The 26,068-nt window shown below is 57.6% G+C and carries 21 protein-coding genes and 2 pseudogenes; 17 read left to right on the top strand and 6 right to left on the bottom strand.

Annotated elements, in window-relative coordinates; all coding sequences use genetic code 11:
* Positions 1 to 71: 71 nt before the first annotated feature.
* Positions 72 to 1,118 carry an IS30 family transposase gene (locus tag HMPREF9162_RS11315; RefSeq protein ID WP_254655400.1) on the bottom strand — a complete coding sequence of 349 codons (1,047 nt, stop codon included), beginning with the start codon at positions 1,116 to 1,118 and terminating at the stop codon, positions 72 to 74.
* A gap of 306 nt (positions 1,119 to 1,424) precedes the next feature.
* Between HMPREF9162_RS11315 and HMPREF9162_RS11310 the strand changes: the two genes are divergently transcribed.
* The 9 genes from HMPREF9162_RS11310 to HMPREF9162_RS11265 all read left to right on the top strand — a co-directional run bounded on the left by HMPREF9162_RS11310 (position 1,425) and on the right by HMPREF9162_RS11265 (position 9,112).
* Positions 1,425 to 1,880: a PTS sugar transporter subunit IIA gene (locus HMPREF9162_RS11310; protein WP_037350711.1), complete on the top strand. Its 456-nt coding sequence runs from the start codon at positions 1,425 to 1,427 to the stop codon at positions 1,878 to 1,880.
* A 90-nt stretch (positions 1,881 to 1,970) separates the two neighbouring features.
* Positions 1,971 to 2,252, top strand: coding sequence for a PTS sugar transporter subunit IIB (locus HMPREF9162_RS11305; protein ID WP_037350663.1), 282 nt, complete (start codon positions 1,971 to 1,973; stop codon positions 2,250 to 2,252).
* A gap of 35 nt (positions 2,253 to 2,287) precedes the next feature.
* Positions 2,288 to 3,640, top strand: coding sequence for a PTS galactitol transporter subunit IIC (locus tag HMPREF9162_RS11300; protein ID WP_009439395.1), 1,353 nt, complete (start codon positions 2,288 to 2,290; stop codon positions 3,638 to 3,640).
* 46 nt (positions 3,641 to 3,686) lie between these two features.
* Positions 3,687 to 4,355: a class II aldolase/adducin family protein gene (locus HMPREF9162_RS11295; RefSeq protein ID WP_009439354.1), complete on the top strand. Its 669-nt coding sequence runs from the start codon at positions 3,687 to 3,689 to the stop codon at positions 4,353 to 4,355.
* A gap of 43 nt (positions 4,356 to 4,398) precedes the next feature.
* Positions 4,399 to 5,403 carry a dihydroxyacetone kinase subunit DhaK gene (locus HMPREF9162_RS11290; RefSeq protein WP_009439287.1) on the top strand — a complete coding sequence of 335 codons (1,005 nt, stop codon included), beginning with the start codon at positions 4,399 to 4,401 and terminating at the stop codon, positions 5,401 to 5,403.
* An 11-nt stretch (positions 5,404 to 5,414) separates the two neighbouring features.
* Positions 5,415 to 6,050: a dihydroxyacetone kinase subunit DhaL gene (dhaL, locus tag HMPREF9162_RS11285; RefSeq protein WP_009439369.1), complete on the top strand. Its 636-nt coding sequence runs from the start codon at positions 5,415 to 5,417 to the stop codon at positions 6,048 to 6,050.
* A 311-nt stretch (positions 6,051 to 6,361) separates the two neighbouring features.
* A complete protein-coding gene (locus HMPREF9162_RS12430) occupies positions 6,362 to 6,949 on the top strand; it encodes a hypothetical protein (RefSeq protein ID WP_050782898.1) in 588 nt (195 codons plus the stop codon).
* Positions 6,950 to 7,202: 253 nt separating this feature from the next.
* Positions 7,203 to 8,312, top strand: a complete 1,110-nt coding sequence (locus HMPREF9162_RS11270; protein WP_009439390.1) for a sugar-binding protein — start codon at positions 7,203 to 7,205, stop codon at positions 8,310 to 8,312.
* Between the two features lie 215 nt (positions 8,313 to 8,527).
* Positions 8,528 to 9,112, top strand: coding sequence for a hypothetical protein (locus HMPREF9162_RS11265; RefSeq protein WP_009439513.1), 585 nt, complete (start codon positions 8,528 to 8,530; stop codon positions 9,110 to 9,112).
* A gap of 62 nt (positions 9,113 to 9,174) precedes the next feature.
* Here HMPREF9162_RS11265 and HMPREF9162_RS11260 read toward each other — a convergent pair whose 3' ends face one another.
* The 4 genes and pseudogenes from HMPREF9162_RS11260 to HMPREF9162_RS12625 all read right to left on the bottom strand — a co-directional run.
* Complete coding sequence (locus HMPREF9162_RS11260; RefSeq protein ID WP_009439533.1) at positions 9,175 to 9,777, bottom strand: prolyl oligopeptidase family serine peptidase; 603 nt, start codon at positions 9,775 to 9,777, stop codon at positions 9,175 to 9,177.
* On the bottom strand, positions 9,774 to 9,986 hold the full coding sequence (locus HMPREF9162_RS12835; protein WP_037350657.1) for a hypothetical protein: 213 nt from the start codon (positions 9,984 to 9,986) through the stop codon (positions 9,774 to 9,776). Before HMPREF9162_RS12835 ends, HMPREF9162_RS11260 begins: the two co-directional genes overlap by 4 nt.
* Before the next feature lie 31 nt (positions 9,987 to 10,017).
* The gene (locus HMPREF9162_RS11250) at positions 10,018 to 10,266 is read right to left on the bottom strand and encodes a DUF2442 domain-containing protein (protein WP_009439381.1); all 249 of its coding nucleotides are present in this window, start codon (positions 10,264 to 10,266) and stop codon (positions 10,018 to 10,020) included.
* Between the two features lie 32 nt (positions 10,267 to 10,298).
* A pseudogene (locus tag HMPREF9162_RS12625) lies at positions 10,299 to 10,484 on the bottom strand (DUF4160 domain-containing protein); the annotation flags it as partial.
* 160 nt (positions 10,485 to 10,644) lie between these two features.
* Between HMPREF9162_RS12625 and HMPREF9162_RS11240 the strand changes: the two are divergent.
* The 5 genes and pseudogenes from HMPREF9162_RS11240 to HMPREF9162_RS11220 all read left to right on the top strand — a co-directional run bounded on the left by HMPREF9162_RS11240 (position 10,645) and on the right by HMPREF9162_RS11220 (position 15,001).
* Complete coding sequence (locus tag HMPREF9162_RS11240) at positions 10,645 to 11,601, top strand: methyl-accepting chemotaxis protein (RefSeq protein ID WP_009439464.1); 957 nt, start codon at positions 10,645 to 10,647, stop codon at positions 11,599 to 11,601.
* Between the two features lie 226 nt (positions 11,602 to 11,827).
* Positions 11,828 to 12,408 (top strand): annotated as a pseudogene (locus HMPREF9162_RS11235) (biotin transporter BioY).
* Positions 12,409 to 12,411: 3 nt separating this feature from the next.
* Positions 12,412 to 13,098: a dethiobiotin synthase gene (bioD, locus tag HMPREF9162_RS11230; protein ID WP_009439428.1), complete on the top strand. Its 687-nt coding sequence runs from the start codon at positions 12,412 to 12,414 to the stop codon at positions 13,096 to 13,098.
* 13 nt (positions 13,099 to 13,111) lie between these two features.
* Positions 13,112 to 14,491 carry an adenosylmethionine--8-amino-7-oxononanoate transaminase gene (gene bioA, locus HMPREF9162_RS11225; RefSeq protein WP_009439455.1) on the top strand — a complete coding sequence of 460 codons (1,380 nt, stop codon included), beginning with the start codon at positions 13,112 to 13,114 and terminating at the stop codon, positions 14,489 to 14,491.
* A 174-nt stretch (positions 14,492 to 14,665) separates the two neighbouring features.
* Entirely contained in the window at positions 14,666 to 15,001 is a 336-nt protein-coding gene (locus HMPREF9162_RS11220; RefSeq protein ID WP_254655395.1) for a hypothetical protein, read from the top strand.
* A 183-nt stretch (positions 15,002 to 15,184) separates the two neighbouring features.
* Here HMPREF9162_RS11220 and HMPREF9162_RS11215 read toward each other — a convergent pair whose 3' ends face one another.
* Positions 15,185 to 15,985: a class I SAM-dependent methyltransferase gene (locus HMPREF9162_RS11215; RefSeq protein WP_009439502.1), complete on the bottom strand. Its 801-nt coding sequence runs from the start codon at positions 15,983 to 15,985 to the stop codon at positions 15,185 to 15,187.
* A gap of 236 nt (positions 15,986 to 16,221) precedes the next feature.
* Here HMPREF9162_RS11215 and HMPREF9162_RS11210 point away from each other — a divergent pair, with 236 nt between their 5' ends.
* The 3 genes from HMPREF9162_RS11210 to HMPREF9162_RS11200 all read left to right on the top strand — a co-directional run bounded on the left by HMPREF9162_RS11210 (position 16,222) and on the right by HMPREF9162_RS11200 (position 25,975).
* Positions 16,222 to 18,252, top strand: coding sequence for an OPT family oligopeptide transporter (locus tag HMPREF9162_RS11210; RefSeq protein ID WP_009439434.1), 2,031 nt, complete (start codon positions 16,222 to 16,224; stop codon positions 18,250 to 18,252).
* A 306-nt stretch (positions 18,253 to 18,558) separates the two neighbouring features.
* The gene (locus HMPREF9162_RS11205) at positions 18,559 to 20,073 is read left to right on the top strand and encodes a flotillin family protein (protein WP_009439341.1); all 1,515 of its coding nucleotides are present in this window, start codon (positions 18,559 to 18,561) and stop codon (positions 20,071 to 20,073) included.
* A gap of 505 nt (positions 20,074 to 20,578) precedes the next feature.
* Entirely contained in the window at positions 20,579 to 25,975 is a 5,397-nt protein-coding gene (locus tag HMPREF9162_RS11200) for an autotransporter outer membrane beta-barrel domain-containing protein (protein WP_009439290.1), read from the top strand.
* Positions 25,976 to 26,068: the final 93 nt, after the last annotated feature.

Here is a 26,068-nt window from a genome sequence, read left to right as displayed (position 1 = left end):
TCCCAATTTTGACACAGGAGAGGAGTTTTTTCAATCCGTGAATTGCAAGAGCAAGTTGAACAGTGATTTAATTAAGAAATGTTTTCAATAGCGTATACTTCATCCAAGAAGGTGTTAAACAGTTCTGCTGGTGTTTGATAGTCGAGCACTCGACGAGGGCGGCTGTTTATCTCATCCGCTATGTTTAGGATGTCCTCGTCACTGTATCCGTCGATGCCCGTTGGGGATATATTGGCGGAGGATGCCGTTGTGACGCTCGTTCTGCGGGCGTTCCCATGAGCTGTAGGGGGAGCGAAGTACACCTTCGTGCCGAGGCTCTCAAGCTGCGTGAACGTCTCGCACTCTGTCCCGTTGTCAACGGTAATCGTCTTGAACACTTGGCTGAAACGGTTCTCTCCATATTCCGATTTCAAATGGGCGATGGCTTCTTCAATGCCGGCGCACGTGCGACCCGAGATGCGGATTGCGATGTAGTCGTGCGTCACCTTTTCCACAGCGGTAAATACGGCTGTGTCGCGCCCTTTTCGCGATCCGACAACGGTGTCGGCTTCCCAGTGTCCGATTTCCGTGCCTTCGTCCACAAGGGCAGGACGCTCCTGTATGCTACGCCCTTTCAGGCGCTTGTTCTTGCGGTTTGGCTTGCGCTTGCACTTTCGTCCGAGCGCTTGCGGGACATCGAACAGCGTCAGCGGAATCCTACCCGCCCACAGCATATTGTAAAGCGTCTTGGTGCATGGGATACCATCCTCGTCGAACCGTTTGTTCGCCCTAGCATCCCCGACGCACATGTCGATCGACCGCTTGTTCTTACGGATTCTTTCGGTCATCCAACGCAGGAATGGCGCACAGTCTGCGCCGTCAAGCTTATACGGTCGTTTGGAGTTCTTTCGATGTTCGAGGTAAGCCCGTTGCCCACGCCTTGCCGTATATTGTGGAGACCGCCCGCGAGCAGCTTGGCGTTCGGGTGTCCCCCGCTTAAGCTCATAGTGGATCGCCGTGTGCGAGCATCCAACCCGTGCGGCTATGGCGCGAAGGGAGAATCCTTCGCGGTGAAGTGCCTGTATTTGCCCCCTTTCGTCAAGGGTAAAGTGCTTTCCCGATTTACGAACAGCTTCCATTGTGGTAGAATAGGCGTAATCCATAGTGATTGCTCCTTTGCTGATGTTTTGTAGCGGAACCATTATAGCACGGGATGTCACTATGGATTTTGTTTTTGTTTAGCTGTTCAACTTCATTTTACAACGAACCATTGGAATTTATTCCAATAAAAATGATCATACTGTGTCTTTACGGGGGGGGACATAAGTGATATAATATTTCAAGTATCCGTGGGAAGCATGCGCATCATTTATGCACAGGCCCTGCGGCGTACGAATGACCGGCAGGAGGGTTCCGAATCAATCTGTATCAGAGAGGTGGAAACAGTGGCATTACTACATGAGGATCTGGTGCTGCTTGACGCTGCCGCACCGGACCGCGAGACGCTTTTGCGGGAGCTTGCGCAGGTGCTTCTCAAAAAAGGCTATGTCAAGGACTCCTATCCGGAGGCCATACTTGCGCGGGAAGCCGCGTATCCGACCGGCCTCAATACGAAGGGCGTCGCGCTTGCCATGCCGCACGCTGCGGCGGAGCATGCGGAGAAGGCCGCGATTCTTGTCGCGCGCCTGAAGGAACCTGTGGTTTTCAAGGAGATGGGCGGCAGCGGGAAGGATGTGCCGGCACGGCTTGTCTTTATGCTCGCGGTAGATGATCCCGAGGGTCATGTGATCATGTTGGGGAAATTTATGTCCATTTTTACCGATGAGACAAAGCTCGTTGATCTCTATGAAACGAACGATCCTGCGGCGGTCGTTGCAAAACTGGAGGCCGTTCTTTCCTAAAAACGGTACGCACTTCGGACGGTAGGCTTTCATGCGCAGCGGAGCAGGACTGCCCCTGCGCGTGTGTATTTGCAGAAAGGGGAAATCCATATGAAGAAGATTTTTGTCGCCTGCGGTTCGGGCGTCGCCACCAGTCAGACGGTCGCGTCGAAGATCGGCGGAATGATCGAGGACGAGGGGCTGGACGCGACGGTGGAAGCCGTGGATATCAAGTCGCTGGAAAGTATCATCGATCAGTGTGATATCTATGTCTCCATCGTATCAAGCGATGCGGAGAGCTACGGCAAGCCGACGGTCAGCGGGATCCCCTTCCTCACGGGCGTCGGCATGGAAGATACATGGGAGCAGCTCAAGGAATATATTGAAGCATAGCCTGCTGTGGTGAAGTGTTTTTCGGAGGGGTATCTATGTTGGACGCAGTAAATTATATCCTAGGTCTGGGCGCGGCGATTTTCCTGCCGCTCGTTATGATCGTTCTGGGGCTTGCCATGGGGATGTCGCTCAAAAAGGCGATCTCGGCGGGCCTCACCCTTGGCATTGCGTTTACCGGTATGAACGTGATCCTCGGATTTATGTTCGATGCCATCGGTCCTGCTGCGACGGCGCTGGTCGAGCATACGGGGCTGCAGCTGACGGCCATCGATGTCGGATGGTCGCCGATCGCGGCCATTGCATGGGCATGGCCGTATGCGCTGATCCTGTTTCCCGTGCAGATTGCAATCAATATCCTCATGCTTGCGCTCAAGTGGACGAACTGCTTGAATGTGGATCTTTGGAACGTTTGGGGCAAGATTTTTGTCGCGGCGATGGTGATGGGGCTGACCGGCAGCCTTGCCTTCGGCTTGATTGCCGCGGGGATTCAGATTGTCTTTGAGCTGATCAACGGCGATCTTATTCAAAAACAGCTGTATCGTATCTGTAAGATTCCGGGTGTGACATGCACGCATCCGATGATGCTGCAGGCGCCGCTGCTCTCCGCGATCAACCGTGTGCTGGATTTTATCCCCGGACTCAATCAGGTGAATATGAACGCGGCGGATATGCGCAAGAAACTCGGCCTTTTCGGTGAGAACAGCGTCATGGGCTTTTTGATCGGCGCATTGATTGCCGTCATGGGCGGATATGATCTCAAGGGCGTTCTCACGACGGCCATGCAGGTTGCGACATCGCTCGTCCTTTTCCCCATGGTTGCAAAGCTCTTTATGCAGGCGCTCGCACCGATCGCGGATGCGGCGGGTGCGTTCATGAAGGCGCGTTTCAAGGGCCGTGAATTCTATGTCGGATTGGACTGGCCGTTTCTTGCGGGATCCTCGGAGCTCTGGGTTACGGCGATCATTCTCGTGCCGTTTGAGCTGCTGTGGGCCGTGGGTCTCAGTTATTTTGACATGAATAATGTGATTCCGCTTGCGTCGGTCATCAACGTTGTCGTCGCGGTTCCGGCGCTGATCGTCACGGGAGGAAATCTCCTGCGCATGATCATCATCTGCATCATTGCGACGCCGACGTATCTCTGGGTTGCGACAAGCTTTGCCGGGATGCTGACCGATATGGCCGCGCAGTCCGGTACGCTGCAGGTACAGGCGGGGCAGTACATCACATGGATTCAGCTGGAGGTTCCGGAACTCCGGTGGTCGCTTGCCCATATGTTCAACGGAGAGCCTGCGGGCATCGGTCTTTTCGTCTTGTTCTGCGCGATGTTCGTTTGGTACTTTAAGCGGATGAAAAAGCGCGACGCGGAGCTTGAGGCCGCCGGCAAGTAATGCGGGTGTTCTCGTTGCCGATGCGCTGTGAAAGGAAGGTTACGCTATGTTAGAATCGTTGAAGAAGCAAGTCGCCGCATATGCGCTTCAGGCGGACCGCATGGGCCTGTGCAAGCATCGGTCCGGCAATTTCAGCATACGCGATGAGGAGTCACAGCTGGTCTGCATCACGCCTACGGGCATGGATCGTGAGGAGATGTCCTATCATGACATCGTCGTTATGACCCTCGATGCCGAGGTGGTGGAAGCGGAGACGGGGCAGCGCCCGACGAGCGAATCGCTGATGCACTTAATGGCATATAAGACGCGTCCCGAGCTTCATGCCATCGCACATACGCATTCTAAAACGGCAACGGCGTTTGCCGTGCTCAATAAGCCGATCCCTGCGGTCGTCTATGAGATTGCGGCGCTTGGCTGCAAGGAGGGGTATATCCCCGTCGCGCCTTATGGGCGCCCCGGCACCCCTGCGCTCGCCGAATCGATTGTCGAGCCGCTGAAAATCTCGGATGTCGCGCTCATGGAGAAGCACGGCGTCATCGCCGTCGATGCGTGTGAGCTGAAGGAAGCGCTTTTGAAAGCCTCCTATGTGGAGGAGCTGGCCGAGATCTATCTCACGACGCTGACCGTTCTCGGCGGCAAGGAACCTCCGGCAGTGCCGAAGAGCGAGCTGCAGAAATGGGAATATCCGAAGGAAATCAAACTGCTTCAAAAATAGTAATAGGACGGATGTGGTTCCGCCAAGAGGAGGGGGTTCTTCGATGAAGAAACTGATCAATCGGCCGGAAGATTTTGCGCGCGAGACGGTGGAGGGCATCATTGCGGCGCATTCCGACCAGCTGAAACTCGTCGGCGACAGCTGGCACCGGATGGTGCGTGCCGATGAGAAGAAGGAAGGGAAGGTCGCCATTACGACAGGCGGCGGCTCGGGACACCTGCCCGTATTCCTCGGATATGTCGGCTATGGGCTTTGCGACGGCGTCACAATCGGCAACGTGTTCGCCTCACCGAGCGCTGAGGATATGTATGAAGTGGACAAAGCCGTGCACAGCGGGGCGGGGATTCTCCATCTCTATGGTCGCTACGGCGGCGACATCATGAATTTCGGCATGGCAAAAGATCTGTGCGAAATGGACGACATCGAGGTGCGGGAGGTCCTCGTCACGGACGATGTCGCCTCCGCGCCCAAGGGTAGCGAGGATAAGCGCCGCGGCGTCGCGGGTCTCGTATTCGCCTATAAGACCGCGGGAGCGGCTGCCGAGGAGATGCTCTCCTTGGACGAGGTCGCGCGCATCGCGCAAAAGACGGTTGACAATACGCGTACGATGGGCGTTGCGCTCACCCCGTGCATTGTGCCGGAAGCGGGCAAGGCGACCTTCTCGATCGGCGACGACGAGATGGAGATCGGCATGGGCATTCACGGCGAGCCCGGCATTGAGCGCACAAAGCTCAAGGTCCTCGATGAAACCGTCGACGTCATGCTCTCGCGTATTTTGGAGGATCTTCCGTTTGCATCCGGGGATTCGGCCGCCGTCCTCGTCAACGGACTGGGCGCCACGCCGAAGGAGGAGCTCTATATCGCCTATCGGAGAGCTGCGGCGATGCTAAAGGACAAGGGCATTACGATTCATCGCAAATACGTCGGGGAGTTTGCCACGTCGCTCGAGATGGCGGGGATGTCCGTCTCGCTTCTGCGTCTGGACGACGAGCTGAAGAAATATATCGACGCGCCCTGCCGATCCCCGTTTTTTGAGCAGTCAAGGTAAGGAGGCGCACGGTGGATATCGTTCGGAAGGAAGAACTGACACAGATTCTTGACGAAATTGTCCGCGTTATGGAAGGGGCAAAAGAGGAGCTCCTCGAACTCGACGGCGCTATGGGCGACGGCGATCTCGGACTCACAATGGTACATGGATTTACCGCCGTTGCGGAAGAAATCCGCGCGCTGGATGAGACCGACATGGGCAAGCTCATGATGAAGCTCGGCATGAAGATGAACAGCACAGTTCCGTCTACGATGGGAACGCTCATTGCCACTTGCTTCCTCAAGGCGGCGCCCGCCGCTAAGGGAAAGACGCAGCTCACCCTCGCCGATCTGGCGGAGATGGGAAAAGGGGCCGTTGCAGGCGTCATGGAGCGGGGCAAATCAAAGCCCGGCGATAAGACCATGCTCGACGCGCTGTATCCCGCCGTCGAAGCGCTCGGCGCAGCGGCAGCAGCGGGGGATTCCCTCGCTGCTGCATGGAAAAAAGCCTATGAGGCGGCAAAGGACGGCGTGGAGAAGACGAAATCCATGCAGTCCGTCCACGGGCGCGCCGCTTATTATCAAGAAAAATCGATCGGCCGGCAGGATCCCGGCGCGACAGCAGTGATGTATATGATCAAAGGGATTGCTCAGGCAGTACAGAGTTGATAGTATATTTCTTAAGAAAACAGAGAAAAAAGCCTCACAAAGGTCGGAGCAATATGCCCCTCTTTACCGGACATTCGGTAAAGAGGGGCATATTATTTTTGCATGACACCGTCATATTGGCGCGGCTTCTTGCTGAGGGACGCTGCATTTATCAAACAGCGCAGCCTGTTGGGGTGTAAATCCAATATGTAAAACTTTATTCCTAACGGAACTTATACCAAGACCTAAATCGCATCACATCTGCTTATCGTATGTTATGCGTAGAAAGCGGGGCGGTGAAGAATGCTGCTGCCGGAAAGGAAGCGATAAAGATGATAACAAAACGTTTGCAAAAGAATATTGCCGTTATGCTGATAGGTATTATGAGTTATGGAGGAGGGAGCGTCGTATTTGCGTACGACGATATAGCCGTTCGCGCGGCAGTGGCGGCAGACGAGGCGGACGAGGTGCATGTGCCGGCACATCCCGACGAGGCAGTGCCGCCGGACGAGGCGGACGAGGTGCACATGCCGGCGCATCCCGAAGAGGCGATGCCGCCGGACGAGGCGGATGAGGTGCACATGCCGGCGCATCCCGAAGAGTCTGTGCATGCCGAGAAGGCGGATGACGTCTATATGCCGCTTTCATACTCATATAATGGGGGCGATATGATCACGCTTGCGCGCCGGGATCGTGACCGGAGGGACGACCGGGGATTCCACCGCGATCGGGATTATGAGCGCGCGCGCCGGGATCGTGAATACGAGCGTGAACGCCGGGATCGAGATCGCCGTGAAGCGGATCGCCGCGATCGGGAGCGCCGCGATCGCAGCCGCCGGGGCGGGTACTCGCAGGGCAGCGTCAACACCGCTGCGATTGCGGGTGCCGTCATCGGTGCGATTATCGCAAAAAACACCTAAATATGAGCGGCGTTTTGCCGTGCTGAGAGAAAAGATTGCCGCAGGAAGACCTTCTGCGGCAATCTTTTTATATACCGTATATTCCCGTCCCCCTTTTCCTTGACAAATATCATACCGGTTGATAGGATAGCATTAAAGAGAGATATATATACGAACTGAACATAGAGCAATGAGAAAAAGGTATACGATCGTTCACGGTACATCCATGGGATTTCCTGCAGAGGCTTGATACACGGATCAGGAGGATGATGGTATGCGAATGGGGAGAATTTTTTTCTATGCGGGGATTGTCGCTGCAATATTGAGTCTCGCGGGCTGCGGCGGAACGGACGTCGTACCGCGTGACAACAGCGGGACAAAGGTGGGCGTCGCGATGCCGGCACAGCAGCTGCTCCGATGGAACCGGGACGGCGCGTATCTCGAGACGGAGCTGCGCGGGCGCGATTTCGATGTCGACATCATGTTTGCGGACAACGACGCGGAAAAGCAAAAGACGCAGCTCGAGCAGATGATCGGCGAGGGCTGCAAGGTGCTTGTCATCGCCGCGGTGGACGGCGATGTGCTCCGCCCGGTGATTGAGCGCGCGCAGCAGGCGGGGGTGACCGTCATCGCCTATGACCGCCTCCTCATGGGGACGGATGCGGTCGATTACTATGCGACGTTCGACAGCTATGCCGTCGGACGGATGCAGGCACAGACCATTGTGGACAAGCTCGGTCTTGCGGAGGGGAAACAGGGCACGCTCGAGATCGCGGCGGGCCCCATGGAGGACAGCAACGCTAAGGTGCTCTATGCGGGCGCAATGGATGTGCTGAAGCCTTACATCGACAAGGGGCAGCTCACGATTCGCTCGGGGCAGCGCTCGCAGGAACAGTGCGCGACGCCCGGCTGGGCGACGCTGATGGCAAAGGAGCGCATGGCGGGGCTTCTCAAGCAGTATGAGACGGGCAGCCTTGACGCCGTGCTCGCGGCGAACGACTCCATCGCACTCGGCGTCCTCGCTGCGCTGAAGGACGCGGGTTACGGCTCGGCGGCGCGTCCGATGCCTGTGCTCACGGGGCAGGATGCCGACCTGCCGAATGTGCAGGCGCTCATCGGAGGAGAGCAAACTATGTCCGTCTTTAAGGACACGCGGCTGCTCGCGCTCGAGACGGCAAAGATGGTCGAGGCGATCGCCGGGAAGCAGCAGCCCGAGATCAACGACACGCAGAATTTCATGAACGGGAAAAAAGTTGTCCCCGCGCATGTGCTGAAGGGAACGCTCGTCGACGCGTCGAATTATAAGAGCGTCCTCGTCGATTCCGGCTACTACAGCACCGTCGATATTGACGGTACGGCATCGCGTGCGCTCGGTGTGAAGTAATTTTTATAGAGACGACACAGGGAGATTGCCCCCCGCGGGCGGGGGAGCCTCCCTTTTGTGTTGCGGCGGCACGCGGTGACAGCACGGCGGGGATTATGCCGCGCCATTGTGCCCGCACGGACTTACAAAAAAATGAATCTGTCGGTTCGTCGGGGGCATGGACGATATGCGGTCGTTTTTGAATAAAACCCGTGCTTTACGAGAAGGAGCCTCTGATGCAAAAACTTCGCGCGGTCTTTGACCGGAGAATATCACCGCTCCCCTATGTGCTTTGTTCCGGCATTTTGACTGCGGCAGGGATTTGGATTCTCTGGCATTGGGGCGAGGTTGTCGATGTCCTTTCCGCGCTGATGATGCAGGTTTTAGCGCCGATCTTTGTGCCTGCGGCGGAGCGGCTGCCGGACGCGCCGGATCGGTACACATTGGATTTTGTGGATTATTGTGTTTACACGCTGTGTCTGCCGCTTGCGCCCGCGCTGCCGCTTGTGCCGCAGCTATATCTCGCCGTTTGCCGTCTGCGGGATGCGGGGCGCCCGCTGAAGTATCTGTGGATCCCGCTCGGCACCTTCCTTGCGCTTACGGCTCTGAATATCCTCTATGTATGGGTGCGGGTCACGTTTATGCCGCCGGATCCGTTCCGGGTGCAAAATTCGATGGGGCCCTACGGTTCGACGATCTTCGTCAGTATTCTGTGGTTCTTGCTGACGATTTGTATCGCACAATTGATCTTTATCCTGTTTGGATGTTTCAAGCGAAAAAAGGATCCTGCAGCGGAGCACACCGTATCGAAAAGCGTATAAGAAAAGGCTGCAGCCCACGTACACTAGAATGTGCGAAGGCAGCAGCTTTTTTGATGCGTATGTTATTTCCCGTCGGCACCCTTCAAATACTTGTCAAAGAACGCGATGATGACCTTCATGACCTCCGGCTGCACCCAGTAATCGCCGCCGTGGAGCGCGTACGGAATGACGTAGCTCGTCGAGGCGAGACCGCGTGCGCGCAGGGCTTCGTGCAGGAGATTCGTCTGGCTCGGCGAGACCGACGTGTCGCTCGTGCCGTGCATGAACATGAACGGCGCGGTCTTCTTCGAGATATAGGTAATGGGGTTTGCAGCCTTTGCGCCTTCGGGATTGGCGAGGATGCCGCCGTCCCTGCCGCCGAATACGGGCGAGCCGTTCACCCACAGCTCTTCCGTCGCGCCCGCAGATCGATGCACCGCCTTTACCTCGTCCGAATAGTCGTCGCCGACCTTTGTCAGATCCGAGAGACCGTACATATCGAGCGCAGCCTGAACGTCGCTCGACTCGTCAAGGTGCTCGCCGACGTCGAACTCTTTGTCACCGTTGGTCGTGCCCATCATCGCGGTGAGATAGCCGCCCGCAGAGCCGCCGATGATGCCGATGTGCGCGGGATCGATGTTGAACTTCGCCGCATTCGCGCGCAGATAGCGCACGGCCGCCTTCATATCCTGCAGCGGCTGCGGGAAGATCGCGGTCGGCGCGTCTTCGTGACGTCGAGCCGCTCGCTCCCCTCCGGAATCACAACCGGCCGCTCCGCTAGGGCGGGCGCGCCGCCCATCTCCGCATCGCGCATATCCGGCATTGTCTGTGCCGCCATTGCCGTCTCTCCTATCGCAGAAATCATCAGTGCAAAAAGCAGTGCCTTTGCCTTCATAAAATCCCCTTCCTTTCTTTTTCCATAGTGCTTATATGCTTACGCCGTTTTCGTAAAGCTCGCTGCAGGACAGATCGACCTCATCGTTCCGGCTGACCCCATATCCGCCGGCGCCCACCTTCACCTGCTCAAATAATCCCTTGATCTGTGTCAGCGTCCGGAATGTATCGAATCTGCTCAAAAGCGGTAAAATGTAATAATGCTTGCGCTCGCCTGTCATGAAGTCGACAAGCAGTGTATATTCCGCCAACGGTCGTACCGTTTTGACCTTGTGAAACATCGGTTGTGTCCTCCTTTTTCACAGGACAATGATTATTCAAGCGGGGGAAGCCTGATAAATTCCTGCGTGTTCCAGATGCGAAGCAACTCCTCTGTATGCTGCGCAGCCCATTCCTGTACAAGTGCTTGTGCCTTCACGGGCAAGCCTCCCTCCATCATCCACAGGGTTTGAATCTCAAAGGCACCGATATATTCGCCGTATACAACATGAAAATGAGGAGGATTGTGCTCCGCCTGTTAAAATACATCTTATATAACAAGACCGTAGAATCGAGCGATCACAGGCATGATTGTATACTCCTTTGTCAATCAATAGCATGCTAAATTCTTTCTTTTTAAAAATGACAGTGCGGATGAGATCGGCGTCCTATCACGTACGATGAACGATTTCAGCGCGCAGATCAAGACGATGGTCGGCTCGCTCGCGCATGGTGCAGCGGCACTCGGCGATATGTCAACGACGCTCAGTCAATCCAATACGAGCGTTCTGGAGTCCGGCGAACAGATCAGCCGCACCATCGAGAGTATCGCAAGCGGTGCGACCGATCAGGCAATGCACACGCAGAATATCAACGACAACATCCGGTCCATTGAGACGGCGCTGCGGGAAAATGAGACGATGCTGCATGACCTGAAGGAGGTCAGCAGCATGGTGAACGAAGAAAAAGAGCATGGATCGCGAGCGGTGGAGGCTCTGCTGCGTGAGACCAAGCAGGTGAATGATAATGTCGCGCGTATTGCAGCCCTCGTCACGGAGAGCCATGCGAGTGCAGGAAAAATTGGCGAAGCGAGCACGATGATTGAGTCCATCGCCGAACAGACACAGCTCCTCGCGCTGAATGCGGCGATCGAAGCTGCGCGCGCAGGCGAGACAGGGCGCGGATTTGCCGTCGTTGCGGGCGAGGTGCGCAAGCTCGCAGAGCAGACCGGCCTCTTTACAAATGATATCAAATCCGTCATTCTCGCCCTGCAGCGCGACTCGGAGAATACCGTGACCTGTATCAGGGATGTCGAGTCGTCTGCTGAGGCGCAAGCGGCAGCAATCGAGTCGACGCGCAACAACTATACGAATATTGCGGGATCCATTGAGCGGATGGAGCGTGCCGTCGGCAATCTGGAGCATGCACTCTCCAATATCTTTGCCAACGTCAAGGAAATTGTGCCGCTCGTCGGCTCGCTGGCAGGCAGCGCGCAGAACAGTGCCGCGAGCACTGAGGAGATGGCGGCGAGCGTCCAGCAGCAGACACACGCGATCAACGAAATGGCAGATGTCGCACGTCAGCTTGCCGAGGAGGTTCGCGCAATCAAAGGGCAGATCGAGACATTCGACGTGTAAGCGCAGCCTAAGGTACGGCAGACAGCATACGTACCGTATACAAAGAACCGTCCACCCTGTCATTGAACAGTGATGCGGCGGTTTTTTGATGTGCATATGCGGATACTTAGGAACGGACACGTCCAAAATACTTGAAAAATACGGTAAACTAATTTTTGAAATATTGTTGACAATAAGATATATTTAGAGTTATCATAAACCGAACAAATAAAGGAGGCGTGTTTCTGTGAAACATTTGGAGGTTCGAGAGTTGGTACGCTGCGGGATTTTCATCGCGCTCATTACGGTGGGATCGTGGATCCGCATCCCGGTGGGGACGGATGTCTACACCTTGCAGTTCCTGTTTACGCTGCTGGCGGGGCTCGTGCTCGGGGCGCGGCTCGGAGCGATCGCAGTCGGCGCCTATGTGCTGCTCGGTCTCGTGGGCGTGCCGGTCTTTGCGATGGGCGGGGGCCGGGGTATCTCTTTCAGCCGACGTTCGGCTATCTGCTCGGCTTCATCGTGCAGGCGTATTTCTGCGGGCGGTGGGCGCGGCAAACGGCGGAGCCGGGCGTTCGGCGGCTGCTGCTCGTAAACCTCGGCGGGATGGCGATCGTCTACGGCATCGGCATCAGTTGGTTCTATCTCGCGTCGAACTATCTGCTCGAGGCGCCGATCGCGCTCTGGACGGCGATTCTCTACTGCGGCATCCTCCAGACGCCGCCCGATCTCCTCATCTGCGGCGCAGCGGCGTGGCTCGCCGTGCGCTTCCGGCGGGCGGGCGCGTGGCAGAGTGTGCCGGCACATGTTCAAGTGAAAGAAGTGTAATCGATGGGAAAAGCGCTTTTTGTGACCGGGACGGGCACGGACGTCGGCAAGACCTATGTGACGGGGCTGATCGTGAAGAAACTCCGCGATGCGGGCTATCGGGCGGGTTACTATAAAGCCGCGCTCTCGGGGGCGGTGCCGGATGCGCAGGGCACCCTCGTGCCGGGCGATGTGCGCCATGTGCAGGAGGCGGCGGGGATTCCGCCGGGCGGTCCTGCAGCGGTCTCCTACGTCTACCGGGAGGCGGTGTCGCCGCATCTGGCGGCGCTGTGGAACGATCGTCCCATCGATCCCGAGCGCGTGCGCGCGGATTTTGCACGCGCAATGGACTACTACGAGCTGCTGACGATGGAGGGCAGCGGCGGCATCATCTGTCCCTTGCGCTGGGACGCCGAGCAAAAATTGATTTTGGACGATCTCATCAAGATGCTCGGTCTCGGCACGATCGTCGTCGCGGATGCGGGGCTCGGAACGATCAACGCGGCGGTGCTGACCATCGAGCATTTACAGCGGCGCGAGATCCCCGTGCGCGGCGTGATCCTCAACAACTATCATACGGGCAATCCGATGGAGGAGGATAATCGCCGCATGATCGAGGAAATCACAGGCATCCCGGTCATCGCGGCGGTAGCATCGAACGCCGCGGAACTCGAGATCGATGCGCCCCGGCTCGCGGCACTGTATCACTGAAAAGAGGAGAGCAATGAAACCGAAAGAACGTACCTTGGAGGAGCGGGATCTCGCGCACATCTGGCATCCCTGCTCGCAGATGAAGGATTATGAGGAGCTGCCGCCCATCGTCGTGGCGCGCGGCGAAGGCGTATGGCTAGAGGACATTCACGGGAAGAAATATCTCGATATTGTCAGCTCGTGGTGGGCGAACCTCCTCGGGCACTGCAACCCGGACATTAACCGCGCGGTCAAGGAGCAGCTTGATACGCTCGAGCATGTCATCTTTGCCAACTTTTCCCACGAAGGGGCGATCCGCCTTGCCGAGGAGCTGGCGGATATTGTGCCGCCGGGACTGACGAAGTTTCACTTCAACGACAACGGTTCGGCGGCGGTCGAGTGCGCGCTCAAGATGTCGTTCCAGTACTATTTACAGACGGGAAAGCCCGAGAAACAACGGTTCATGTGTCTCTCGGAGGCGTACCACGGCGAGACGATCGGCGCGCTCTCCGTGGGGAGCATGGATCTCTTCGCCGAGATGTACCGCCCGATGATGATGGACAACATTCATGTGGAGGCGCCCGACTGCTATCGCTGTCCGTACGGCGAGACACGCGAGCGCTGCGACTGCCCGTGTTTCGAGCACGCGGAGCGCGCCTTTGCCCGGCATGCGCACGAGACGGCTGCGATCATCGTAGAGCCGCTCCTCCAGGGCTGCGCGGGGATGCGCATCTATCCGCCGCTCTATCTGAGGAAGCTGCGTGCACTCTGTGACGCGTACGATGTAAAGATCATCTGCGACGAGATTGCAACGGGATTCGGGCGCACGGGCAAGATGTTCGCCTCCGACCATGCGGGCATCACGCCCGACATCATGTGTCTCTCGAAGGGGCTGACGGGCGGCTATCTGCCGATGTCCATTACCTGCGTGCGTGAAAATATTTATGAAGCGTTCTATGCGGACTACGCGGCGGGGCGCGCCTTCATGCACAGTCACACCTACGCGGGCAACCCGCTCGGCTGCGCAGCGGCGCGCGCAGTGCTCCGCGTCATGCGCGAACAAAACATCCTCGCGCGGGCGGGCGAGACCGCGGCGTGGCTGACCGCCGAGATGCAGGACGCCTTCGGCGCACATCCGAACGTCGGCGAGATCCGCCACATCGGTCTCATTCACGCTATCGAGCTGGTCGCTGATAAAGAGACGAAAACGCCGCTCCCACAGAGACGCACAGGCTATGAAATCTACAAGCGCGCCCTGCGCCGCGGACTCCTCCTGCGCCCCCTCGGCGACGTCCTCTACTTCAACCCCGCGCTCAATATCACGCGCGAGGAACTGCGCATCGCAATCGACCGCGCGAAAGCCGCGCTCGAAGAGGTTCTGCCAAGCGCCGAACGCCGGGAGCTTTGCGCGTAGAACTTCCCGCCTTACTTCCCATTGACCGCAATCCGAAAACTTCCTATAATGATCTTCCTCGAACTGTCGAAAGTCACGACCGAGATCAAAGATCTGCGCGGTATGCGTCTCCTCGAAAAGTAGATGGCATATCTGAGCAACAAATTATCGCATGAGGAAATGGAGGAACTTGCCATGAGCGAACCGGCAATCAAAGAAGCATGGACGGCAACGGACAGGTTCATGCGCGATAAAGCGCTCCGTCTTGCCTATCTTAGCGAGGAAATGAAGGAACATGACGTCGTCAGCGCAATGAATTGGGAGCGGAGAACAGGACTTGACGAGGGACGCGCCGAAGGGCGTGCTGAGGGGCGCGCCGAGGGACATGCCGAAGGACGCGCCGAAGTCCAAAAAGGGACTGCCCGCCGTATGCTGCGCGCCAAGATGGCGCCCGCCGAGATCGCGGCGCTTCTCGATCTGCCCGAGGAGACGATTCTTGCGTTCGCCAGGGAAGAGAACAACGAAAGCTAGGCGATGTCGCCTTCGGCTGAAACCATATCGAAAAAGGATTGTAACAAAATCGTGTTTTTGACACGGCTGTTACAGTCCTTTTCTGATAGATATGCCGCTATGAATCGTTACAGGGCACGGCGTGCCGTGCCCTCCTGCGAGTGATGCGCGCGTATCACCGGTGGGCGGAATGTGGAACAAATCCTATTTTTCACGCGTGTAGGTATACATCCCCAGTCGGTTGTTGACGAGGTAGAAGATCGGGATGAAGAGTTTTTTCCAACCGGGCAGGAGCCGGCGCATCTCGTCGGTGAAGTTGATGAGCCCGATCTGCCGCAGCCGCGGTTCGAGTCGGACGACCTCGCTGCCGTCCTTGACGCCCCATCGGAACGGGGCGTTCATATTCTTGATCATGTCGTGGCGTTTGCTCTGTTTCTGTGTGTAGGTGGAAATCAGGTCAAAATATGCCGTAAACTCCGAAAATCCGTCGGTGAGGATGCGGAGGAAGCGCTGCACGTCGCTCTCCTCGAGGTACATGAGAACGCCCTCGGAGACGATGAGGAGCGGACGCCCGTCCGTCTCAACATCCTGCGTCCACGAGGGATCGAGCGCTGATTTCGCGATACAGTGTACGCGTGGATTTCCCTCAAAGAGTTGTTTGCGCCACGCGATGACCTCGGGGAAATCGAGATCGTACCACAGAACGCTCCCGTCGTCGACACGGGAGAACCGCGTGTCAAGACCGCTGCCGACCGAGACAACGACACTGCCGGGGTGCGCCGCGAGGAATTTGCGGATCTGGGCGTCGATGGTCTTTGCGCGCGCGAGCACGCCGTAATAGGATGCCCACGCGTGTTTGAACTGCGCAAAGTCATAATCGAGCATCGCGGCGATCTCCGCCGACTTCGTATCGTGCAGCACCGACTTCGGTGCCGCGGCGTCCTTTGCGCGCACATACAGCGTCGTCAGCAGAGTCTCCGCAACTCCTTCCAACTTGATCTTCATAAGAACCTCCGATCCTTTTTGTAATATTGCAATCTTTTCGTTAATACGATTGTTTACGGGGTATTATACGCCCCCGATTACCGAAGTTCAAGGCGGAATAGATTTCTTTCTCATTTACAGAGCCGAAAGACTTCATTGTATACCTTTAACATAGGACCTCTGTTTCTTTCCTATATCTGTAAATTATGATATAATAAAAAACGATTTTTATAAAATTGAAAAGGAGCAATGCATGTATGAAGCACGAAGAAACCGAGTTTATGCGGCACGAACTGCGTCTGCCTGAACTCACCGTTCGAGGAATGCTGCTCGGCGCGATTCTCACCATCATCTTTACCGCGTCGAATGTGTACCTCGGGCTCAAGGTCGGTCTGACGTTCTCCTCGGCGATCCCTGCCGCCGTCATCTCGATGGCGGTGCTCAAGATGGCAAAGGATGCCAACATCCTCGAGAACAACATGGTACAGACGCAGGCGTCCGCGGCGGGTACGCTCTCATCGATCATCTTCATCATCCCCGGTATGCTCATGATCGGCTACTGGCAGGGGTTTGAGTTCTGGCAGACACTGCTGGTCTCTGCGTGCGGCGGCTGTCTTGGCGTGCTCTTCACGATTCCCCTGCGCCGCGCCATGGTCGTCCACAGCGACCTGCCGTATCCCGAGGGACTCGCCGCGGCGGAGATCCTCAAGGCGGGCGCAAAGGAAACCGTTGACGGATCGCCCGCCGGCGCGGGGCTGCGCGAGATCTTCTCCGGGAGCATCATCGGCGGCTTCATCGCGCTCTGCACGAGCGGCTTCCAAGTCCTCACGAGTACGTTCACCGTATGGATGAACGTCGGCAAAGGCATGACGCAGATGCCGCTCGGCTACTCCTCCGCACTCGTCGGCGCGGGCTACCTCATCGGCATCGGGAGCGGCATTGCGATCCTCATCGGCGTTCTGATCGCGTGGGGCGTCTTTGTCCCGTATTTCACGAACACGCTGCCCATGCCGGACGGCATGACGATGCAGCAGTTTGCCAATGACGTCTACCGCAACAAAGTCCGCTTCATCGGCGCAGGCGCGATGGGCGTTGCGGCGATTTGGACGCTGATCACACTCTCGCGTCCCGTCATTGACGGCATCCGCGAGTCGTTCCGCATGATGCGGATGCCGCAGGAGCAGAAAAAACTGCACCGTATGGACATTGACATGTCGCTGAACTCCATTCTGCTGGTCTTTGCCGTGACAGTTGTCGGGCTCCTCGGCATATTCTATGTATTTGTCGCACCTGAGATGTTGCCCGTAGGGCAGTCACTTTCCATCGTCGTGGTCGGCGTGCTCGTTGCCGTCCTCATGGGCTTCTTCGTCGCCGCTGCCTGCGCGTATATGGCAGGACTTGTCGGCACCTCGTCGAGCCCCATCTCGGGCATCGGCATCCTCGGCATCATCGTCTCTTCGCTCGTGATGTACGCGCTCTGCTCGTCGTTCGGCGTCTTTGCACTGCCGGGCGGTGAGAAGTTCGCGACCGCGACCGCGATCTTCACCACGAGTATCATCCTCGCGATCGCCTGCATCTCGAACGACAACATGCAGGATCTCAAGACCGGCTACCTCGTCGGCGCGACGCCGTGGCGTCAGCAGGTCGCGCTCCTCCTCGGGTGCGTCGTCGGCGCGTTCGTCATCGCGCCCGTGCTGAACCTCCTCTATGAGGCGTACGGCTTCACCGGCGCGCTCCCGCGCCCCGACATGGATCCCGCACAGGCACTCGCCGCGCCGCAGGCAACCCTTATGACCACCATCGCGCAGGGCATTTTCTCCGGTCAGATCGCGTGGGAGTATATCTACATGGGCATCGGCATCGGCGTCCTGCTCGTGCTCGCCGACGTATCCCTCAAGCGCATGACGCGCAGTCTCTACCTGCCGCCGCTCGCCGTCGGCATGGGCATCTACCTGCCGCCGTCCGTACAGACGCCGCTCATTGTCGGTGCGATCTTCGGCTACATCATCAACAAGCGCATACGGGCGACGTCCGGCGCGGAGGAGGAATCCGAGGCAAGACGCCGCGGCACACTCTTCGCCTCCGGACTCATCGTCGGCGAGTCCATCATCGGCGTCCTGCTCGCGGGACTTATCGTTGTCTCCGTCTCCGGCGGCGGCGGCGAAGAGCCGCTCCGTCTCGTCGGCGGCGACTTCGCAGGAACGGCGGAGTACCTCGGGCTCGGCGTGTTCATCCTCGTGCTGATCCTCTTTGAACGGTTCGTCAGCGGCACATTTGCAAAGAAATGAGCGAAATACAATTATATATTAAGAAACGAGAGATATAGTAGAAGGAAGGCGAAAGCCTTCCTTTTTTAGAAGTGACGCGGGATTTTCGCGCCTAGCGTCGTTATTCGTCGAATCCTGCGCTCGACGTAGCTCTTAACTACGCCTTCGCTTGGATTCTCCTCATGTCTAGCTATGCATCGAAACTTCCGCGTCACTTACGCTGCGGTGTGGTGCGTGCCGTGACGCGGGATTTTCGCGCCTAGCGTCGTCATCATTATATTTTTCATCCAAAGGAGGTGGGCGCGGCGCATATCGCGCCGCAGCACTATGTCGAACCTTATCATCACAGCAGGCATCCCCGCCGCAGTCATACTGCTCATCATCATCGCTGCCGGCATCGTCTATGCCTACGTCAAAGCGCCTCCGTCGACCGCACTCATCATCTCGGGACTCAAACGCACCCCGCGCATCCTTATCGGACAGGGCGGCGTGCGCATCCCCTTCCTCGAGCGCATGGACACCCTTTTCCTCGGACAGATCTCCGTCGACATCAAGACTGAGACCTCCGTCCCCACCAACGACTACATCAACGTCAACGTCGACGCCGTTGCGAAAGTCATGGTCGGGCGGGACGAAGAGAGCGTGCAGCTCGCCGCGCGCAACTTCCTCAACTTCACCGCCGCCGAGATCGCAAAGGATCTCCAGGACTCCCTCGAGGGCAACATGCGCGAAATCATCGGAACACTCACCCTCGAGGCGATCAACACCGACCGCGACAGCTTCTCCGATCAGGTCGTCATCAAAGCCGCACAGGATATGAAAAAACTCGGCATCGAGATCATTTCCTGCAACATCCAAAACGTCACCGACGACAACGGACTCATCGTCGACCTCGGCGCCGACAACACCGCGCGCATCAAAAAACGCGCCGCGATCTCCCGCGCCGAAGCCGAGCGCGACGTCGCCGTCGCCAAAGCACAGGCACAAAAAGAAGCCAACGACGCGCAGGTGCAGGCAAACCTCGAAATCGCCCAGCGCAACACCGATCTCGCTATCCGGCAGGCGGAGCTGAAAAAAGCCTCGGACATCAAGCGCGCCGAAGCCGATGCCGCCTACGAAATCCAATCGCAGGAACAGCAGAAATCCATCCAGACCGCGACCGTCAACGCCCAGATCGCAAAGGCGGAACGTGATCAAGAGCTGAAAAAGCAGGAAGTCTCCGTCCGCGAGCAGGAACTCGCCGCGCAGATTCAAAAACAAGCCGACGCCGAGAAATACGCCGTTGAGCAAAAAGCTGCCGCCGACCTCGCCAAGCGCCAGCGCGAAGCCGAAGCCGCCCTCTACGAACAGGAGCGCGCCGCCGAAGCGCAGAAAGCCCGCGCTGCCGCCGCTCGCTATTCCGCAGAGCAGGAAGCTGCCGGAATCAAGGCAAAGGGGGAAGCCGAAGCCGCAGCGATCCAAGCGAAAGGTGAAGCCGAAGCCGCCGCCATGGATCGCAAAGCCGAAGCGCTGAAGAAATACGGCAAAGCCGCCATGGCGCAGATGGTCGTCGAGATCCTCCCGAAAGTCGCCGCCGAAGTCGCAAAACCCATGGAGCGCATCGGCAACGTCTCCATCATCGGCAGCGGGAGCGGCGCGGGCGCGATGGGACCCGTCGCCGACAACGTACCCATCGTCATGGCAAAGACTTTCCAAACAATCAAGGAGACCACGGGCGTCGACCTCGCCGAAATCATGCGCGGCGAAACCTACGACGCCAAGGTCACCAAGAACGTCAACGTCACGGGCGTCGATGAGGGGACGGCGAAGGCTGCCGTCGTCGCGGATTCGATCAAAGAGTAGGCGTGACGCGGGATTTTCGCGCATCTCTGTGTCACTGCGAAAAATCCTGCGCTCGTAGCAGCTTTTCTACGCCGTCGCGTGGCTTTTTCTAGTTCCTTGCGCTGCATCGAAACTTCCGCGCCACTTAGATTGCGGTGTGACAAAGGATTCTGGCACCTCGCTATATCCGTATGCTGCGCCGCCATAGATCGCGTACGGCAATAGAATACGAAAGCTCCGTACAGGACATGACCTGTACGGAGCTTTTTCGTGTGCCCGGATTTATTTAGGAAAATGTGCAGCGTATGATGCCCTTTCCAACAAACGAAATTTCTTTCACAAAAAATTCATGAATGATTTTCTTTGAAATTATAACTTTATAATGAAAACTTGACGGGAAAAAGCCGCCGCTGTATGATATTGAACTAAGATATTAATGAGATTTTCTACATGTAGGAAATACGACGCTTAAGTTCAATTCAGCTCGCCGTGGGTTTCGTGTACGATGCATGAGGAGGAGAACATTATGTTCAAAGGAATGAAGGCACAGCGCCGCCTGGCATTTGGCGTAGCGCTCACCCTGTCTGCCGGAGGGAGTCTGCTGTTTTCTTCGTCGGCACAGGCGGCGGAGGAGCATGCGGCGACAATCCCATCGTCGGATACGGCGCATACAGCCGGCATTGACGGCACGATGGCAACAGGCTTCAGCAGTGACAACAAGATCACGGTGGGTGAAGTCGGCGCATCGGGACCAACGGTCAACGGGGATGTGTCCGGCGGTACCGATGCGAGCGACGTTGCACATAATATACTCACGATCAACAGCATCACGCTCAGCAATGGATATACGGTCTTCGGCGGCAAGAGCACCGGCGGCGCGGCAATGGGCAACACAGTCAACCTCATGGGCGGTGTGCTCGGCGGCGATGTGTACGGCGGATTTGCTTCCGGCACGGGCGCGACGACAGGCAATACTGTCAATATCGGCGACGGTACGAACGCCGTCGCCGCAGGCGCAAAGACGACGGGCACCATCTACGGCGGCAGCAATGCGGGCGATACGACGGGCAATACGCTAAATGTGCGCGGCGCTTATACGGCGAAGAATATCAAGAATTTTTCCACCGTCAACTTTGACGTCCCCGCGGGAACGGCGCCGGGGACGACGTTCCTCACGCTCACGGAGGATGCCGATACGAATCTTGACTGGTCGGGCGTTCATATCGATGCGGATAAGCTCAAAGCATGGGGCAGCGGGAAGACGGGACAGAACAGCATCGCACTCTTAAAGCATAACGTCAACGGCGCGGACCGTCTCAAGCTGACGAATTACAGCGACCGCGCATTGGGGCGTGCGGGCAACAACGAATACGGGCTGCGTGCCAATGTATACGGTTCCGACGCTACAAAGACAGCCGGCTTCATCTATGCCGAGGTCAATCAAGTCAAAGATGCCGACATCAAATACGCCTATAATGGGCCTAACGACCCCTCCACGGTCGCGGGAGGGCTCTCGCGGTACGGATATACCGTCGACAACAACCGACTCACGGTCACGTCGACGGCGCCCGGCGGCATGACCAACATCTACGGCGGCAACACGACGGGAACGGCTGCAGTCGAGGACGAGGGGCATGCGACCAACAACACCGTCACGATCAAGGCGAGCGTCGGGAACAAGAACCTCAGCTATATCTACGGCGGACATACCGATATAGAGGGGAAATCTGCACGGAAAAACCATGTGTTCATGGAGGCAGGCAACAGTACCGGTCTGCTCTTTGGCGGGCAGGCGGAAAAAGGTGTTGCCGAGGAAAATACCGTCGAGATTTCGGGCGGAACTGCGACGGGCAGTATTTACGGCGGCGTCGGCAGGAGCGCGCATAAAAACACTGTGACGATCAAGAACGGCGCGGGCAGTATATCGAAGATATTCGGTGGCTACGCGAATGCTGCGGACGGTAATGCAACAGGAAATACAGTCACCGTAGAAGGAGGCGCATATAACAGCTCCTACATCTACGGAGGTTATGCCTACAATAAAAGCGGCAGCGCGACGGGCAACACCGTGAATGTGGCGGGCGGCACGTTCACCGGCGGCTATATCATGGGCGGTCAGAACAGCAATGCGGACAGAACGGGAATGGTTTCCGGCAACACCGTCACAATCACAGGAGGCACGATGTCCGCGGACGCTGTTTATGTCTTTGGCTCGGCTGCCGGAAATACGGCTGCTGCCGCGGCGGGCAATACCGTCAATCTTGGCGCAGCGGATGGCACGTTCACTAGTACGGCGAGGCTTAACACATGGCTCTATGGTTCTTACTATTATAACGGCGCGCCCGCCGCTATGACCAACGACAGCGACCTCATCAAGGGCAATACGCTGAACGTCAACGCGCAGGGCATTAGTGTCTACGGCATACGAAATTTTGAGAAGTACAATTTCAATCTGACGGATAAAAATATCTCCGGTGGCACGCTGCTGACGACAAGCGACGGCTTTGGCATGACGGTCAAATGGGATAATATCCAATTGAACGCGGATAAACTGAAGACATACGTCGGGTGGGTCAACGGCAAAAACTACTTCACACTGCTGCACTCCAATACCGCAAACGCACTTAAATTTTCTGAGTATGCAGAGCGTACGGGAACCGACGGCGACTACGAATATGCCGTACGCGCCGAAGGTACGACGACAGACGGCATTCGCAGTGCAACGAATGTGACGGCAGACTACAACCGCTACCAAAACGCCAAGACCGTATATAGCGGCGAGGCGACGCCGGACGGAAATATCTACGGCGGCTATTCGAATCAGGGAAGAACGACGACCCACAATGAATTGACCGTAAAGGCGCTGCCGACCGGCGGTCTGAATAACGTCTACGGTGCGATGACCGATACGACGGCGGCGACGGCGCATTCGACCTACAACACGGTCAATGTTGAGAGCACCGTCGGCACGACCGAGACGATCGGCAATGTCTACGGCGGCTATACGAAGGCGACGACGGGCGACGCGACGTACAACACGGTGAACCTGCGCGGCGGACATATCACAGGCGATGTCTACGGCGGCAAGGCCGACGGTACGGGCGTCACCACGAACAACACAGTCAACATCGAGGGGACAGGCATCACTGTCGACGGCGTGATCTCGGGCGGCAATCAGGATGCCGCCACGGACAACAAGCTCAATGTCCGCGGCACAGCGTCTGCCAAGACCGTTGAGAAGTTCGACATCATCACCTTTGCGCTGAACGCGGTCAAAGCCGGCGGAGACGCCATGCTGACGCTGAACGACGGCGACGATGCTGCCTCGGCGGTAACGACGACGACGCTCGACTGGTCGAAGCTCAAGGTCGAAAACGGCACGGGCGGCACTGCGAGCACCTATGAATCGACATGGACGCTGATGCATGCCGGCGGCAACGACAAGCTCGATTTCGGCACAACGTACGATCATGCGAAAGAGCTGGGGGCTGCGGACGGCGACTATGAGCTGACCGTCGATAAGAACGCTGACAATACGAAAGTCACAGCGACGGGCTACCGCTTCCGCAACAATACGGAGGCGGCCTACACCGCGACCGACCAGAATCATGCGGTTGTCTGGGGCGGCCGCTCCGATAAGGGCAACACCGTCGAGAACAATACGCTCACCGTTTCGGGCGGTGAGATCACGGACGGCGTTTACGGCGGACTCGCGACAAAGGGTGCCGCAGAGAGTACGGCGCAGAACAACACGCTGCATCTCACAGGAGGAACAATCAACGACGCGTTCGGCGGCGCTTCCTATAGCAACTTCGACACGCCTGCGACCCGCACGTCGGCAGGCCGCGCCATCGGCAACCGCGTCGTCCTCGACTTTGGCGCGGCGACGGATACCGTCCGCTCCATTACGGGCGGCTACGGCGCGACCGCAACAGACAACACCGTTGAGATCAAGGCGGGCACCGTAAGCGGCGCAGATTTCAACAATCAGCATGTTGCCGCACTCGGTGGGCACTCGGAAACGGATAACGGTACGGCGTCACAGAATTATGTTTCCGTTTCGGGCGGCACGGTCAGCGGCGGTGTGATCGGCGGTGCGGCGAAGAACGGCACTGCCGAGAGGAACACCGTTACCGTTGCGGACGGCACGACCATCACAGGCGCAGTTGCGGGCGGCGGCAGCTATGACTTCACTGCGCAGGATAATACCGGCAGCGGCTCCGGCTCGTACAACGTCGTCCATATCGGCGACAATGTCACGCTCAGCCGCCGCGTCATATCCGGCAATCCTGACATCGATCAAAATGTTCAGGGCGGGCAAGGTGCTGCGGCAAATTACAACCGTGTCATCATCGGGGCTTCTGATTACGACCACAACAAATACATCGGCATGAACATTGGCGGCGGCTACGGCGGCACGGCGAACTACAACATGGTGACGCTGAACGGAACTGTTGTAAAGGGCGATGTTACGGGCGGTCAATCGACGAACGGCGATGCAGTCGGCAATATGGTCAACCTCACGGGCGGCTACGTTATGGGCGCCGTTCGCGGCGGCGTTGTCAATGCGACGCACCGCAGCCTGAACAATACTCTCGCCATCCGCGGATTCAATACGAAGGTCGGCGAGATCGACAACGCGAGCGTGCAGAACCTGCATTTCTATATCCCCGCAGGCACGACGGGCGCAGTTCGCGACACGATGCTCTACATCAAGAACGCGCCGACCGCGGGCAAAGACCTGCGCGGCATGAACATCGGCGTTGCGCTTGCGGGCAATCGCCCGACCCTCTCGATCGGCGATACCGTCAGCCTGATAAAAACCTATAAGAACAACAGTATGGCGGATGCAGATGCCGTTCCGCTCACAACGGGCGATCTCGTCAACAAGACGACGGGCATGCAGGGTGTCAGCCTGCGCTATGGATTTGACCTCATGAAGCGTGCAGACAACGAACTCGTCGCGAAGGTCAACTCCGTTGCCCTCAATGAGCAGACCAAATCCCTCGTTGAGACGCGTGCGGCAAGTGCCGCTCTCATCAACAGCGGCGCCGATCTCCTCACGGACAGCGGAATGAACGCAGCGATCGAGGCGGCGTCCGCTGCGCCCCGGACGGTTCCGGGCGGCAGCAACGACTTCAACCTCTGGGCGGCGCAGGGCGGCTCGTCGCTGCGTCTGAACTCCGGCTCGCACGTCGATGCCAAGGGCTGGAACATCAACCTCGGCTTTGCTAAGAAAGCCGCCGCCGGACGCAATACCGTCACCTATGGACCGTTCCTCGAGTACGGACGCGGCAACTACGACTCCTACCTCGACGACGGCACGCACGGCGACGGCAAAACCAGCTACTTCGGCGGCGGCGTCATGGCAAAAGTGCAGAGCGCAAGCGGCACCTATGTCGAAGGAAGCCTGCGCGCAGGACGCGTCAAGAGCGACTACAGCGGCAACATCGCCGGCACGAATACCGGATATGACAACAGCAGCACCTACTATGCGGCGCATATCGGCATCGGACAAGAAAAGGAGCTGAAGAACGGCAGCACCATCGAAGGGTATGCCAAGTACTTCTACGCACACCAGGGCGGCAATACAACAACCCTGCACACGGGCGAGACGTACGAATTTGACAGCGTCAACTCCAACCGCATCCGCATCGGCACACGCTATACGCACAAGATGCCGGGCAACGGCGCGTTCTACACAGGGCTTGCATATGAGTACGAGTTCGGCAGCGAAGCAGGAGCGAGCTACCAAGGGTACAGCACACCGAGCCCGAGCCTCAAGGGGAGCACGGGCATCCTCGAACTGGGCTACCGGTTCACCCCGAAAGAGAGCCGCGTCAGCTACGGCGTGAATCTCATGGGTATGACCGGCAAACGTCGGGGCATCACGGGCGGCGTACAGATGACCTGGGCATTCTAAAAGAGATTCAAGCATAACAAAAGAGGCGATCCGCAGATCGCCTCTTTTGTATGTCCGGAGGGCTGCGAGTTATGCGCCAAAATCCCACATCAC

This window comes from Selenomonas sp. oral taxon 137 str. F0430, from assembly GCF_000183625.1.
Taxonomy (GTDB): domain Bacteria; phylum Bacillota; class Negativicutes; order Selenomonadales; family Selenomonadaceae; genus Centipeda; species Centipeda artemidis.
Note: the sequence above shows the minus strand (reverse complement) of the source record. Positions and strands in the feature narration are given on the sequence as shown.

Excerpts from the sequence above, each read along its gene's own strand:
- HMPREF9162_RS11315 (WP_254655400.1), bottom strand. The coding sequence starts at position 1,118 with ATGGAAGCTGTTCGTAAATCGGGAAAGCACTTTACCCTTGACGAAAGG.
- HMPREF9162_RS11305 (WP_037350663.1), top strand. The coding sequence starts at position 1,971 with ATGAAGAAGATTTTTGTCGCCTGCGGTTCGGGCGTCGCCACCAGTCAG.
- HMPREF9162_RS11300 (WP_009439395.1), top strand. The coding sequence starts at position 2,288 with ATGTTGGACGCAGTAAATTATATCCTAGGTCTGGGCGCGGCGATTTTC.
- HMPREF9162_RS11295 (WP_009439354.1), top strand. The coding sequence starts at position 3,687 with ATGTTAGAATCGTTGAAGAAGCAAGTCGCCGCATATGCGCTTCAGGCG.
- HMPREF9162_RS11290 (WP_009439287.1), top strand. The coding sequence starts at position 4,399 with ATGAAGAAACTGATCAATCGGCCGGAAGATTTTGCGCGCGAGACGGTG.
- HMPREF9162_RS12430 (WP_050782898.1), top strand. The coding sequence starts at position 6,362 with ATGATAACAAAACGTTTGCAAAAGAATATTGCCGTTATGCTGATAGGT.
- HMPREF9162_RS11270 (WP_009439390.1), top strand. The coding sequence starts at position 7,203 with ATGCGAATGGGGAGAATTTTTTTCTATGCGGGGATTGTCGCTGCAATA.
- HMPREF9162_RS11265 (WP_009439513.1), top strand. The coding sequence starts at position 8,528 with ATGCAAAAACTTCGCGCGGTCTTTGACCGGAGAATATCACCGCTCCCC.
- HMPREF9162_RS11260 (WP_009439533.1), bottom strand. The coding sequence starts at position 9,777 with ATGAAGGCGGCCGTGCGCTATCTGCGCGCGAATGCGGCGAAGTTCAAC.
- HMPREF9162_RS12835 (WP_037350657.1), bottom strand. The coding sequence starts at position 9,986 with ATGAAGGCAAAGGCACTGCTTTTTGCACTGATGATTTCTGCGATAGGA.
- HMPREF9162_RS11250 (WP_009439381.1), bottom strand. The coding sequence starts at position 10,266 with ATGTTTCACAAGGTCAAAACGGTACGACCGTTGGCGGAATATACACTG.
- HMPREF9162_RS11240 (WP_009439464.1), top strand. The coding sequence starts at position 10,645 with ATGAACGATTTCAGCGCGCAGATCAAGACGATGGTCGGCTCGCTCGCG.
- bioD (WP_009439428.1), top strand. The coding sequence starts at position 12,412 with ATGGGAAAAGCGCTTTTTGTGACCGGGACGGGCACGGACGTCGGCAAG.
- bioA (WP_009439455.1), top strand. The coding sequence starts at position 13,112 with ATGAAACCGAAAGAACGTACCTTGGAGGAGCGGGATCTCGCGCACATC.
- HMPREF9162_RS11220 (WP_254655395.1), top strand. The coding sequence starts at position 14,666 with ATGAGCGAACCGGCAATCAAAGAAGCATGGACGGCAACGGACAGGTTC.
- HMPREF9162_RS11215 (WP_009439502.1), bottom strand. The coding sequence starts at position 15,985 with ATGAAGATCAAGTTGGAAGGAGTTGCGGAGACTCTGCTGACGACGCTG.
- HMPREF9162_RS11210 (WP_009439434.1), top strand. The coding sequence starts at position 16,222 with ATGAAGCACGAAGAAACCGAGTTTATGCGGCACGAACTGCGTCTGCCT.
- HMPREF9162_RS11205 (WP_009439341.1), top strand. The coding sequence starts at position 18,559 with ATGTCGAACCTTATCATCACAGCAGGCATCCCCGCCGCAGTCATACTG.
- HMPREF9162_RS11200 (WP_009439290.1), top strand. The coding sequence starts at position 20,579 with ATGTTCAAAGGAATGAAGGCACAGCGCCGCCTGGCATTTGGCGTAGCG.